Source organism: Rhodococcus aerolatus, from assembly GCF_054783215.1.
Map to the genome: position 1 here is coordinate 1 of NZ_BAAGQZ010000038.1, position 12,051 is coordinate 12,051.

Consider the following 12,051-nt stretch of genomic DNA (forward strand, 5'->3'; position numbering starts at 1 on the left):
CCTCGCCCCGGCGCCCGCCCGCCGTCGCCGCCCGCGGGTGCTGGGCGCGGCGGCGCTGCTCGTCGTCGTCGCGGCCGGGGGCACCGCCCTGGCGCTGCGCGGGGGCGGGGCGCCCGAGGCCCCGCCGACCCGCACGGTGACGGTGGGGGACGCCGCCGTGGCGGTGCCCGCGTCGTGGTCGGAGGCCCGGCGCACCGACGCCCCCGGCACCGCGACCGGGGACACCGCCTCGGTGGTGCTGAGCCCCGACGGCACGGAGTCCGCGGCCAACCGCCTGCTGGTGCAGCAGACCGTCCTCGCCGAGGGTGCCGACGCCGCCGCCGTGCTCGACACGCTGCGCACGTCGGTCGCCGACGCGAGCACCGGCACCGACCGCTACAGCACCCCGGAGGGCGGGGTCACCTACGCCGGGCGCACCGTCACCCGCTACACCGAGACGCTGGCGGGCGCCGCGGTCGTGGACTGGTCGGTGGTGGTCGAGGGCCGGTCCCAGATCAGCGTGGGCTGCCAGCACGACGCGGCCGACCCCGGCGCCGTCGCGGCGGCCTGCGAGGCGGCCGTGGCGAGCGCCCGACGGGCGTCGGGCTCCTGACCTGCGACGACGCCGTGGTTCCCGGCCGGGGTGTTCGCAGGTGCAACGGGATCGGCACGAACCCGGGGCCGGGGGGAACCGCGGCTGGGAGGGTCGACGTCACACGGTCGCAAGGCAGGAACGACCAGCACGCAGGAAGGCCGGACGGGCAGCAGGCCGGGACGGCACACCCCAACACGGAGGAGCTCTCATGAGCGGCAGGTTCGGTACCACCACCGAGACGATGGACGCGGCCGCCCGCCACGTCGCCGACGTCAACAGCGAGGTCCAGAGCGAGCTCTCCTCGCTCAAGAACCGGCTCGGCGCCGTCCAGGGCGCCTGGGTCGGCCAGGCCAAGACGGCCTTCGACAACCTCATGGTCCGCTGGGACGACGACGCCCGGAAGCTCAACGAGGCGCTCAACGCCATCGGCGAGAACATCCGCACCAACAGCGTCAACTACTCGGCCTCGCAGCAGGACCACGTGAGCGCCATCAACAACGCCGGCGGCAGCCTCAACCTCTGAGCCCGCGAGCCCCGAGCCCGCGAGCCCTGAGCACAGGCGCCCCACCCGCTCCACCCCGGACCACCCACCCGAGCTGCGACCGCAGCCACCAGAACTGAGGAGTCACCACCATGGACGGAATGATCAAGTACGACTTCGCCCTCATCGAGGGCGCGCGTGCCGACATCCAGAACAGCAGCAACAACATCAACACCAAGCTCGCCGACCTGAAGAGCTTCCTGGCCCCCCTCGTCGCCAGCTGGGACGGCGCCGCGGCCGAGGCCTACCAGGGCGCGCAGGCCAAGTGGGACGGCGCGGCCGCGGACCTGAACCAGGTGCTCGCCGCCATCGGCACCGCCGTCGGCGCCGGCAACGAGGGCATGCAGCAGACCGAGCGCTCCTCGGCCAGCAGCTGGGGCTGAGCGGCACCGCACGACCCGCTCGCACCGGAGCGCCCCGGGGCACCCGCCCCGGGGCGCCCGGCCGTGAGCACCCGCTTTGACCCCACCTGCGGCGGAGCGGTATCGTTCACGGTCGGCGTCCGGGAGATCTCGACCCGCCCTGCCCGTCCCTGCCGTCGCGGGGCCACGGAGGCGGGGTCGGGGATCGCGCTCCGGCCGGCAGACCAGCACGACCGAGCTCGTCCCCCGCACCAGAGATTGAGGAAGCCCTGTGCCCACGTACAGCCCGAAGGCCGGTGACGTGACCCGCGCCTGGCACGTCATCGACGCCACCGACGTGGTGCTCGGCCGCCTGGCCACCCACGCCGCGTCGCTGCTGCGCGGCAAGCACAAGGCGATCTTCGCCCCCCACGTCGACACCGGCGACTTCGTCATCGTCATCAACGCCGAGAAGGTCGCCGTCACCGGCAACAAGCTCGACGACAAGTTCCTCTACCGGCACTCCGGCTTCCCGGGCGGCCTGCGTCGCCGCTCGGTGCGCGAGATGATCGAGAAGCAGCCCGACCGGCTCGTCGAGCGCGCGGTCGAGGGCATGCTGCCCAAGAACAAGCTGGGCCGCGCGATGGTCGGCAAGCTCAAGGTCTACGCCGGCCCGACGCACCCGCACGCGGCGCAGCAGCCCACCCCGTTCGAGATCACCCAGGTCGCCCAGTGACCACCCCTGGCGCGGACAACACCGAGGAGCATGACGTGAGCACCCCCGACGACGCGGCCGAGTTCCCGGCCTCCTACACCTCGGAGTCCGACGCCGAGGTCGTGGACGAGTCCCTCGAGGCGGCCCCCGCCGTCAGCGCGCCGCTGGTCCTCGACCGGCCCGTGCAGACCGTCGGCCGGCGCAAGGAGGCCGTGGTGCGCGTGCGCCTGAGCCCCGGCACCGGGCAGTTCACGCTCAACGGCCGGACCCTCGCGGAGTACTTCCCCAACAAGGTCCACCAGCAGCTGATCCAGGACCCGTTCACCACCACCGAGCGGACCGACACGTTCGACGTCGTCGCCCTGCTGCACGGCGGCGGCACCTCGGGCCAGGCCGGTGCGCTGCGCCTGGCCATCGCCCGCGCGCTCATCGAGGTCGCCCCGGACGACCGGCCCGCCCTCAAGGCCGCCGGCTTCCTCACCCGCGACCCCCGCGCCACCGAGCGCAAGAAGTACGGCCTGAAGAAGGCGCGCAAGGCGCCCCAGTACTCCAAGCGTTGACCCGCGGTCGCGGTGGCCCTGCACGGGCCCCGCGGCACGCACCACGAGCACAGGCGTCCGTCTCCGGCGGGCGCCTGTTCTCGTGCCGGAAGGTTCCCCCACCCCGCACGGGAGGTCACGTGGCAGGCAGGCTGTTCGGCACCGACGGGGTGCGCGGTCTCGCGAACGAGCTGCTCGGCCCCGAGCTCGCGGTCCAGGTCGGCACCGCCGCGGTGGCCGTCCTGGGGGGCGCCGGCCGACCGGTCGTGGTGCTGGCCCGGGACCCGCGCGCGAGCGGCGAGATGCTGGCCGCCGCGACCACGGCGGGGCTGACCGCGGCGGGCGCCGACGTGCTCGACGCCGGCGTCGTGCCCACCCCGGCCCTCGCCCACCTGGTCGCGAGCACCGGCGCCGACTTCGGCGTGATGATCTCCGCGTCGCACAACGCCATGCCCGACAACGGGATCAAGCTCTTCGGCCGCGGCGGCACCAAGCTCACCGACGCCCAGGAGGACGCCGTCGAGGCCCGGCTCGCCGAGCGCGGGCCGCGGCCGACCGGCGCGGGCATCGGGCGGGTCCGGCCGTTGCCGGACGCGGCCGCCACCTACCTCGCCCACCTCGCCGCGGCCGTGCCGACCCGCCTCGACGGGCTGCGGGTGGTGGTCGACTGCGCGCACGGCGCGGCCTCCGCCACCGCACCCGCCGCGTACCGGGCGGCCGGGGCCGACGTGGTCGCGGTCGCGGCCGAGCCGGACGGGCTCAACATCAACGACGGCGTCGGCTCCACCCACATCGACGGGCTGCGGGCCGCGGTCGTCGCCCACGGCGCCGACCTGGGCGTGGCGCACGACGGCGACGCCGACCGCTGCCTGGCCGTGGACGCGACCGGGGCGGTGGTGGACGGGGACGCCATCCTCGGGGTGCTCGCCCTGGGCCTGCACGAGGCGGGGGCGCTGGCGGGGGACACCCTCGTCGCGACGGTCATGAGCAACCTCGGCCTGCACCTGGGCATGCGGGAGGCCGGCATCACGGTGCGCACCACGGCGGTGGGGGACCGGTACGTGCTCGAGGAGCTGCGCGCCGGCGGGTTCAGCCTGGGCGGGGAGCAGTCCGGGCACGTGGTGCTGCCCGCCCACGCCACCACCGGCGACGGCACGCTGACGGCCCTGGCGCTCATGGCCCGCATGGCGGGCACCGGCCGCAGCCTGGCCGACCTCGCCTCGGTCGTCACCGCGCTGCCGCAGGTGCTGCTCAACGTGCCCGTGGCCGACAAGTCCGCGGTGGCGGGGGCGGACTCGGTCCGCGCGGCCGTGGCGGCGGCCGAGCAGGAGCTGGGTGACACGGGGCGGGTCCTGCTGCGACCATCGGGGACGGAGCAGCTGGTGCGGGTCATGGTCGAGGCGCCCACGGCCGAGCAGGCGGGGGCGGTCGCGACCCGCCTGGCCGACCTCGTCGGCGCAGCCGGCTCCGCGACGCACTGAGCGGGCCACGACCGAGGGGGGACGCGTGACGGAGCCGGGGGCCGGCGGGATGCACCTCGCGGCCGACGACGTCGCGGGCGCGGCCGCCCGGCTGCGGGACTCCGCCGACGCCGTCGCGCGGGCCGGTGCGGCGCTGCGCTCGGTGGCCACCGGCCCGGCCGCGACCGGGCCGCGCTACCGGGCCGAGGGCACGCGCGTCGCGGCGGGCATCAGCGCGGTCGACGACGCCCTGGGCGACTGGTCGCGGCACACCGGGGCCATGGCCCGCGCGCTGACCGAGGTGTCCGCGGGCCTGCGGACGGCGGACGAGGACGCAGCCGCCGGGCTGCACCGCGTCGAGACCGCCGGGGAGCGACCCGGTGGCTGAGCCGGACGCGCTGCTCGACGGCGGGAGGCCCGGGCTGCGCTACTTCAGCGTCCTCGGCCCCCGGCACGCGGCCCTGGCCCCGCAGCCGCTGCCCTGGCGCACGGCCCCGGAGCGCTACGACGAGCAGGTGGGCCTCACCACGGGCCCGCTGCGGGAGGACGCGGCCACCGTCCGGCGGGTGGGGGCCGAGCTCGCCGCCGAGCTGGCCCAGCACGAGTCGCAGCGCGGCGTCGTGGCCGCCGGCTGGTCCGGGGCCGGCGCGGACGCCGCCCACGCCGCGCTCAGCTCGGCCGGGGCGTCGGCCACCGCGCTGCAGTCCTGGCTGGCCGACGTCGCCGACGCCCTCGAGGGCTGCGCCGAGACCGTCGAGCAGCTGGTGGCGGACAAGGCCGACCACGTCGGGGCGCTGCGACCCGACCAGGTGGTGGGCACCACCCCCGAGGAGCTCGACGACCTGACCATGCTCGCGCGGGCGGACCCGGCGGACGGCTCCGTCGACGACGTGGTCCGCGGCCTGGCGCCGTGGTTCGCCGACCGCGGCGCCGAGCACCTGGCCCGGCTGCCCGAGCCCGTCGCCGAGTCCCGGGCCCGGGCGGTCGAGCTGGCGGAGGGCTTCCTCCGCGGCCGCGTGGTGCCGGCGCTCGAGGCCACGTGGCACGACTTCGACCGGGTGTGCCGCCGCGCCGACGACGGGGTGCGCGAGGCGCTGGCGGACCTGGCCGCGGTCCTGGAGCGGTCCCCGGCGGGCCCGGTCGCCCCGGTGGTCCCGCAGGCCGCCCGGTCCGCGGACCCCGCCGCGGGTGACGGGCTGCGGCTGGACCCGGCTGCCGGGGACGACGCGGCCCGGGTCGACCCCGCGGCGGCCGACGCCGGGGCGGCGGTCAGCGCCCAGTCCCTGCACGCCGCGGGGGCCGCCGACCCCGGGGCGGTGCCCACGGACGCCACGGGGCCCGACTCCGGGGCCGCGTTGGCCGGCGCCGGGGCGCACACGGGCGGCCCCGTCGGGCCGAGCGGTGCCGTGCTGGCCGGGTCCGCGGCGGCGGCCGACGTGGGCCGGTCGGCGCTGCTGGACTCCGCGGGTGGCTGGCCGTGGCACGACCTGCTGGCGCCCGCCCCACCGCGGGGCTCGGAGCGGTTCAGCCTCGCCGACCTGCTGTCGCTGGTGCGCGAGGTCGTCCTCGAGCGTCGCTGACGGGCTCGGTCGCGCCGCCGGCCACCCGCTCGCCGCGGTCGAAGGCCGCCACCATCGCCGCCAGCGCGGCCGGCTCCTCGGCCTGCACGCAGTGCCCGGCGTCGGGCATCACCACGTGCTGGGCGTCGGGCAGCGCGGCCGCCATCGCGTCCCCCGCCCGCAGCGGGACCAGTCGGTCCCGGCCGGCGAAGACGAGCAGCACCGGGCACCGGACCCCGTCGAGGTCGACCGGGGTGCGCAGCTCGGGCAGCAGCCGCCGTGCGGTCCGCGCCGCCCCCGAGACGTGCTTGCGGTCGTAGGCCGCGGCGAAGGTGCGGGCCGCCTGCCGACCGGACCACCGGGGCCGGCCGGGGACGGTGAGGGAGTAGAACGCGGCCATGCTGGTGCGCAGCACGCGCGCGGGCAGCGGGATCGCGGCGGCCCAGCCCAGCGCCGCGCTGGCCCCGACCCAGCTCACCCAGGTCGACAAGGCCGCCCCGGCGGGGGCCACGGCCACCACGCGGGCCACGTCGGCGGGCTGGCGCACGGCCACCCGCAGCGCCAGCGCCCCGCCGAGGGAGTTGCCGACCACCGTGACGGGTCGCCCGTGGCGCACGGCGAGACCGGTGACGGCCGCGGCCACGAACTCGTCGAGCTGGTCGAGCACGGGCCGGTCGGGGTCGAGGTCGTCACCGGTGCCGAAGCCGGGCAGGTCCACCGCCGTGACCGGGTACCCGGCCAGGACGCGCTCCTCGAGCATCGGCAACCAGGTGCCCGCGTTGTCCCCGAACCCGTGCAGCAGCAGCAGCGGTCCCGCGTCGTCGGTCGAGGCCTCCACGCACCACCCGGTGGTGTGGAACCCGCCGAGGGCGTAGTGGGCGCGCTGCAGCTCGGTCCTCATCTCGTCCCTCCGCTCGTCCGGCACCCGCGGGTGACGCCGATCACTGGTCGAATCCGAAACTATCGACCGCGCGCGGACGTGGCAGATCGAAGGGACGCCCCGGGCGAGGTGCCGCCCTCGTGTGACCGGTCCGAGACCGCGTCGTGACCCGGCGCCCGCACGACCCGGGTACCGCGGCGTCCGGCACGATGGCGCCGTGGGACTGCTGGGACTGCCGCTGCCGGGACTGCCGCTGCCCGGCGACCTCCGCCTCGCCGCGGGCAACGCGTGGGACGCGGTGGTCCGCGGCCAGCTCGCCGACCTGCGCCCGACCCCGGGGGTCGTGGTCGACGAGACGCCGCAGCGCACCATCACCCGCTTCACGGTCGACCCCGACGCGCGGACGGGGCTGCCCGTGCTGCTGGTCCCGCCGCTGGCCGCGCCCGCGACCGCGTTCGACCTGCGGCGGGGCTGCTCGCTGGTGGAGCACCTCGTCGCCCGGGGCCGCGAGGTCTACCTGGTGGACTACGGGCCGGTCGCCTTCGCCGACCGCGGCCTCGGCATCGAGCACTGGGTCGACGACCTGCTGCCCGGCGCCGTCCAGGTGGTCGCCCGCAACAGCGCCGAGGGCGGCGGCGCCGACGGCGGGGTGCACCTGCTGGGCTGGAGCCTCGGCGGCATCTTCGCGCTGTTCACCGCCGCGGCCCACCCGGGGCTGCCGCTGCGCTCGGTGACGGCCGTGGCCAGCCCGCTCGACATCTCCGCGGTGCCGCTGCTCGCCCCGTTCCGGCCCATCGCCCGCTACGGCGGCAACCGCGCGGTGGGGGTGCTCTACCGGAGCATGGGCTCGATCCCGGCGCCGCTGACGCGGTGGGCGTTCCAGCTCTCCAGCCTGGAGAAGTACCTCACCAAGCCCCTGGCCCTGCTGGCCAACCTCGACGACCGGGAGTTCCTGGAGCAGGTCGAGGCCGTCGACCACTTCATGGCCGGCATGTACGCCTACCCGGGCCGCACCTTCGGCCAGCTGTACCACGCGGTGTTCCGCACCGACGACCTGGCCGGCGGCACCCTCGACCTGGGCGGACGCCGCGTCAGCCTGGCCTCGGTGGGCCTCGACGTGCACGTCGTCGGCGGCTCGGCCGAGTCGCTGGCCCCGCTGCGCTCCGTGCACCGCGCGGTGGACCTGCTCACCGGCGCCCGCTCGGTCGAGGTCACCACCGCCCCCGGCGGGCACCTCGGGGTGCTCACCGGCCGCGAGGCCCGCACCACGACCTGGCCGGCGGTGGACCGGTTCCTCGCCGCGCACGACGGCCCGGCGCCGGGCTGAGGCGCCCGGGACCGACGGGGAACCGACCGGGGGAAAGACCTAGCGCAGCCGGCGCAGCAGCGCCAGCGGCGACGGCGACCCGTCCCCGGCGGCCTCGGCCGCGTCGGCGTCCTCGCGGGACCAGACGCTCGTCCCCTTCATCTCGACCTCGGGGTCGAGCAGCACGTCGTAGGTGTCGTCCCCGGTCAGGTGGCGCAGCAGGAACGCGGTGATGACCGCCCGCGCGATCTTCTGGGTCTTGCGCTCCGCGTCGCCGTTGAGGGCGAAGTCGGTCCAGTGCCTGCCCTCGCAGAAGCCGAGGTGCGAGCCGCGGCTGACGACCCGGACCTGGGCGGGCCCGCCCCACGCCTCCGACAGCGGACCGGCCTGGTCGTCGACCGGGGCCACGTCGTCGAGCCCGGCGCCGACGAACAGCGCGGGGCAGTCGATCCCCGGCGCGACGTCGGTCGCCGACGGGCTCACCGCCGCGGGGTTGACCCCGACGACCGCGGCGACCGGGCGGCGTGCGGCGGCGAGCACCGCGGCCCCGGCGCCGAAGGAGTGCCCGGCCAGGGCGAGGCGGCCGGGCGCCACGCTGATGCGGCCCGGGCCCAGGCGCACCCCGGTGAGGACGTCGAGGGTGCTCTCGAGGTCGGCCGACAGCTCGAGCGCGGAGGGGAACGGGCCGGCGCTGGTGGCGGGCGCCGCCGCCACGATCCCCCACGAGGCGAGGTGGGTGAGGGTGACGAGGTAGCGGCGGGTGGGCTGCAGCCAGCCGTGGCCGAAGGCGACGCCCGGCAGGCCCAGGCCCGCCTCGGGGGTCATCACCACGCCGGGCAGCCCGGCCAGGGCGAGGTCGCCGCGGAGCACCCGGTGCGGCCCGCGCTTGGACAGGGTCGCGACGAGGTCCTTGGGGCTGGGCACGGGGGGCACGCTAGCCGACCCCGGCCGGGGGTGGGCCCGGTGACCGCCCGCGCGGCAGGTGGGACGGCCCCCGACCCGCCAGTAGGCTCGCCCACCATGTGCGGAATCGTGGGGTACGTGGGCCACCGGCCGGCACTCGACGTCGTCGTCGAGGGGCTGCGGCGGATGGAGTACCGCGGCTACGACTCGGCCGGGGTCGCGATCCTCGACGGCGCCGGTGGCACCGCGACCGCCCGCAAGGCGGGCAAGCTGGCCAACCTCGAGGCCGAGCTGTCCGGCGGCGCCGCGATGCCCGGCACCACCGGCATGGGCCACACCCGCTGGGCCACCCACGGCAAGCCCACCGACCGCAACGCCCACCCGCACCGCAGCGCCGACGGCCGGGTGTGCGTCGTCCACAACGGGATCATCGAGAACTTCGCACCGCTGCGCGCCGAGGTGGAGGCCGCGGGCATCGAGCTCGGCAGCGACACCGACACCGAGGTCACCGCCCACCTGGTGCAGCTGGCCTACGCGTCGGGGGAGACCGCGGGGGACCTGCCCGCGTCGGTGCGCGCCGTGGCCCGGCGGCTGGTGGGGGCGTTCACGCTGGTGTTCACCCACGCAGACCACGCGGGCACCGTCGTCGCCGTGCGCCGCAGCACCCCGCTGGTGGTGGGGGTCGGCGACGGCGAGACGTTCGTGTCCTCCGACGTCGCCGCGTTCATCGAGTTCACCCGGGAGGCCGTCGAGCTGGGCCAGGACCAGGTCGTCGTCATCACCGCCGACGGCCACGAGGTCACCGACTTCCACGGCGAGCCCGCCCCCACCCGGGCGTTCCACGTCGACTGGGACCTCGCGGCCGCCGAGAAGGGCGGCCACGACTACTTCATGCTCAAGGAGATCCAGGAGCAGCCCGCCGCGGTCGCGGACACCCTGCGCGGGCACTTCGCCGACGGCCGCATCGTGCTCGACGAGCAGCGGCTGTCCGACCAGGAGCTGCGCGACGTCGACAAGGTCTTCGTGGTGGCCTGCGGGTCGGCCTACCACTCGGGGCTGCTGGCCAAGTACGCGATCGAGCACTGGACGCGGCTGCCCGTCGAGGTCGAGCTGGCCAGCGAGTTCCGCTACCGCGACCCGGTGCTGGACCGCTCCACCCTGGTCGTCGCGATCTCCCAGTCCGGGGAGACCGCCGACACCCTGGAGGCCGTGCGCCACGCCAAGGAGCAGAAGGCCCGGGTGCTGGCGGTGTGCAACACCAACGGCGCGCAGATCCCCCGGGAGGCCGACGCGGTGCTCTACACCCGGGCCGGCCCGGAGATCGGGGTCGCCTCGACGAAGGGGTTCCTCACCCAGGTGGCGGCGAGCTTCCTCGTCGGCCTGGCCCTGGCGCAGGCGCGCGGCACCAAGTACCCCGACGAGGTCGCCCGGGAGTTCCACGAGCTCGCCGCCATGCCCGAGGCCGTGGCCCGGGTGCTGTCCACCCAGGAGGCCGTCCGCGCCCTGGGCCGGGACCTGGCCTCGTCCAAGGCGGTGCTCTTCCTCGGCCGCCACGTCGGCTACCCGGTGGCCCTCGAGGGGGCGCTCAAGCTCAAGGAGCTCGCCTACATGCACGCCGAGGGCTTCGCCGCGGGGGAGCTCAAGCACGGGCCCATCGCGCTGATCGAGGAGGGGCTGCCCGTCGTCGTGGTCATGCCCTCGCCGAAGGGCCGGGCGGTGCTGCACTCCAAGCTGCTCAGCAACATCCGGGAGATCCAGGCCCGCGGCGCCCGCACCGTGGTCATCGCCGAGGAGGGCGACGAGACGGTGCGCCCGTTCGCCGACCACCTCATCGAGATCCCGGCCGTGCCGACCCTGCTGCAGCCGCTGGTCTCGACCGTGCCGCTGCAGGTGCTGGCCGCGGAGATCGCGCAGGCCAAGGGGTTCGACGTCGACAAGCCCCGCAACCTGGCCAAGTCCGTCACCGTCGAGTAGAGGCGGCAGCGCTCAGGTGAAGGCGCTGACCCCGGTGATGGCCCGCCCCACGAGCAGGGTGTTGATCTCGCGGGTGCCCTCGTAGGAGTACAGCGCCTCCGCGTCGTTGAAGATCTTGGCGATGCCGTGCTCCAGCACGATCCCGTTGCCGCCCATCACCTCCCGCGCGTGCGCGACGGACTCGCGCAGCCGCTGGGTGCACACGGACTTCGCGAGGGCGGCCTGCTCGTCGCGGAACACCCCCGCGTCCTGCAGCTGGGCGACCTTGACGGCCATGCCGAACGAGGCGGTGAGGTGGCCGAGGATGGTCGTCAGGTGCTCCTGGATCAGCTGGAACCCGGCGATGGGCCGACCGAACTGCTCGCGCTCCTGCGCGTAGGCCACGGCGAGGTCGTAGGCGGTCATCATGGCGCCCACCGCGTTCCACGCCACGGCGCCCCGGGTGTGGCGCAGGACCTTCGAGGTGTCGGCGAAGGACTGCGCGCGCTGCAGCCGGTCGGCCTCCGGCACGCGGACCTCGTGCAGGGTGATGTCGGCGTTCTGCACGGTGCGCAGCGCCATCTTCCCCTCGATCTTGCGGGTCTCGAAGCCCGGCGTGCCCTTCTGCACGACGAAGCCGTTGACCGCGTCGTCGGCCGTGTCGCGCGCCCAGATGACGACGAGGTCGGCGAAGGTGCCGTTGCCGATCCAGCGCTTCTCGCCCTCGAGCACCCACCCGTCACCGTCGCGGGTCGCGGTGGTCTCCAGCCCGCCGGCCACGTCGGAGCCGCCGTGGGGCTCGGAGAGGCCGAACGCGCCCACGAGCTCGAGGTCCCGCATCCGCGGCAGCCACCGGCGGCGCTGCTCGTCGGAGCCGCACAGGTCGATCGTCGTCATCGTCAGCCCGTTGTGGACGCTGAAGAAGCTCGTCATCGACAGGTCGACGCGGGCGAGCTCGAGGTTGAGGAAGGACGTCAGCAGCTTCGAGCGCGTGGGCGGGCCACCCGGCTCCACGGTGGACCAGTCGATGTTGTGCCCGACGACGCCGAGCGCGCCGAGGCCGGGCACCACGTGGTGGGGGAACTCCGCGTCGGCCCAGCACTGCGTGGCGATCGGCGCGACCTCGGCGGCGAGGAACGCCCGCAGCCGGGCCACGACCTCCGCGTCCTCGTCGCTGAGCAGCTCCTGGTAGCCGTAGAGGTCCCCGGGCAGCGGCTCGAGCACCGCCCGCCCGGTCGCGGTCGCGGTGCTCACGGCTGGGTCCTGCTCACGGGGGCCTC

13 protein-coding genes are annotated in these 12,051 nt (G+C 75.9%); 10 read left to right on the forward strand and 3 right to left on the reverse strand.

Annotated features, from left to right (window positions below; translation table 11 throughout):
- From ACYVOF_RS14250 to ACYVOF_RS14285, 8 genes are all read left to right on the forward strand, one after another.
- Window positions 1-592: type VII secretion-associated protein (locus ACYVOF_RS14250; protein WP_460867547.1), on the forward strand; the 592-nt coding region annotated here is incomplete at its 5' end.
- Window positions 593-782: 190 nt separating this feature from the next.
- Entirely contained in the window at window positions 783-1,097 is a 315-nt protein-coding gene (locus ACYVOF_RS14255; protein ID WP_460867549.1) for a WXG100 family type VII secretion target, read from the forward strand.
- A gap of 110 nt (window positions 1,098-1,207) precedes the next feature.
- On the forward strand, window positions 1,208-1,498 hold the full coding sequence (locus ACYVOF_RS14260; RefSeq protein WP_460867550.1) for a WXG100 family type VII secretion target: 291 nt from the start codon (window positions 1,208-1,210) through the stop codon (window positions 1,496-1,498).
- Window positions 1,499-1,748: 250 nt separating this feature from the next.
- Window positions 1,749-2,192, forward strand: a complete 444-nt coding sequence (gene rplM / locus ACYVOF_RS14265; RefSeq protein WP_460867552.1) for a 50S ribosomal protein L13 — start codon at window positions 1,749-1,751, stop codon at window positions 2,190-2,192.
- Between the two features lie 101 nt (window positions 2,193-2,293).
- Window positions 2,294-2,731 carry a 30S ribosomal protein S9 gene (gene rpsI / locus ACYVOF_RS14270; RefSeq protein ID WP_460867603.1) on the forward strand — a complete coding sequence of 146 codons (438 nt, stop codon included), beginning with the start codon at window positions 2,294-2,296 and terminating at the stop codon, window positions 2,729-2,731.
- A 119-nt stretch (window positions 2,732-2,850) separates the two neighbouring features.
- Window positions 2,851-4,191: a phosphoglucosamine mutase gene (gene glmM / locus ACYVOF_RS14275; RefSeq protein WP_460867553.1), complete on the forward strand. Its 1,341-nt coding sequence runs from the start codon at window positions 2,851-2,853 to the stop codon at window positions 4,189-4,191.
- 25 nt (window positions 4,192-4,216) lie between these two features.
- Window positions 4,217-4,558: a hypothetical protein gene (locus tag ACYVOF_RS14280; protein ID WP_460867555.1), complete on the forward strand. Its 342-nt coding sequence runs from the start codon at window positions 4,217-4,219 to the stop codon at window positions 4,556-4,558.
- Window positions 4,551-5,750: a WXG100 family type VII secretion target gene (locus ACYVOF_RS14285; protein ID WP_460867557.1), complete on the forward strand. Its 1,200-nt coding sequence runs from the start codon at window positions 4,551-4,553 to the stop codon at window positions 5,748-5,750. The genes ACYVOF_RS14280 and ACYVOF_RS14285 overlap by 8 nt, the downstream gene beginning before the upstream one ends.
- Here ACYVOF_RS14285 and ACYVOF_RS14290 read toward each other — a convergent pair.
- Window positions 5,695-6,630: an alpha/beta fold hydrolase gene (locus tag ACYVOF_RS14290; RefSeq protein WP_460867559.1), complete on the reverse strand. Its 936-nt coding sequence runs from the start codon at window positions 6,628-6,630 to the stop codon at window positions 5,695-5,697. The genes ACYVOF_RS14285 and ACYVOF_RS14290 overlap by 56 nt on opposite strands.
- A gap of 196 nt (window positions 6,631-6,826) precedes the next feature.
- On the opposite strand from ACYVOF_RS14290, the gene ACYVOF_RS14295 reads away from it, so the two are divergent.
- The gene (locus ACYVOF_RS14295) at window positions 6,827-7,936 is read left to right on the forward strand and encodes an alpha/beta hydrolase (protein ID WP_460867561.1); all 1,110 of its coding nucleotides are present in this window, start codon (window positions 6,827-6,829) and stop codon (window positions 7,934-7,936) included.
- Between the two features lie 39 nt (window positions 7,937-7,975).
- Here the strand turns inward: ACYVOF_RS14295 and ACYVOF_RS14300 are convergent, their stop codons facing one another.
- Window positions 7,976-8,839 carry a dienelactone hydrolase family protein gene (locus ACYVOF_RS14300; RefSeq protein WP_460867563.1) on the reverse strand — a complete coding sequence of 288 codons (864 nt, stop codon included), beginning with the start codon at window positions 8,837-8,839 and terminating at the stop codon, window positions 7,976-7,978.
- A gap of 96 nt (window positions 8,840-8,935) precedes the next feature.
- On the opposite strand from ACYVOF_RS14300, the gene glmS reads away from it, so the two are divergent.
- On the forward strand, window positions 8,936-10,792 hold the full coding sequence (gene glmS, locus ACYVOF_RS14305) for a glutamine--fructose-6-phosphate transaminase (isomerizing) (RefSeq protein WP_460867565.1): 1,857 nt from the start codon (window positions 8,936-8,938) through the stop codon (window positions 10,790-10,792).
- Window positions 10,793-10,804: 12 nt separating this feature from the next.
- On the opposite strand, the gene ACYVOF_RS14310 is transcribed toward glmS, so the two are convergent.
- Window positions 10,805-12,025 (reverse strand): acyl-CoA dehydrogenase family protein, encoded by a 1,221-nt coding sequence (locus ACYVOF_RS14310; protein ID WP_460867567.1) that lies wholly within the window; start codon window positions 12,023-12,025, stop codon window positions 10,805-10,807.
- Window positions 12,026-12,051 lie beyond the last annotated feature (26 nt).

Excerpts from the sequence above, each read along its gene's own strand:
- ACYVOF_RS14255 (WP_460867549.1), top strand. The coding sequence starts at position 783 with ATGAGCGGCAGGTTCGGTACCACCACCGAGACGATGGACGCGGCCGCC.
- ACYVOF_RS14260 (WP_460867550.1), top strand. The coding sequence starts at position 1,208 with ATGGACGGAATGATCAAGTACGACTTCGCCCTCATCGAGGGCGCGCGT.
- ACYVOF_RS14290 (WP_460867559.1), bottom strand. The coding sequence starts at position 6,630 with ATGAGGACCGAGCTGCAGCGCGCCCACTACGCCCTCGGCGGGTTCCAC.
- glmS (WP_460867565.1), top strand. The coding sequence starts at position 8,936 with ATGTGCGGAATCGTGGGGTACGTGGGCCACCGGCCGGCACTCGACGTC.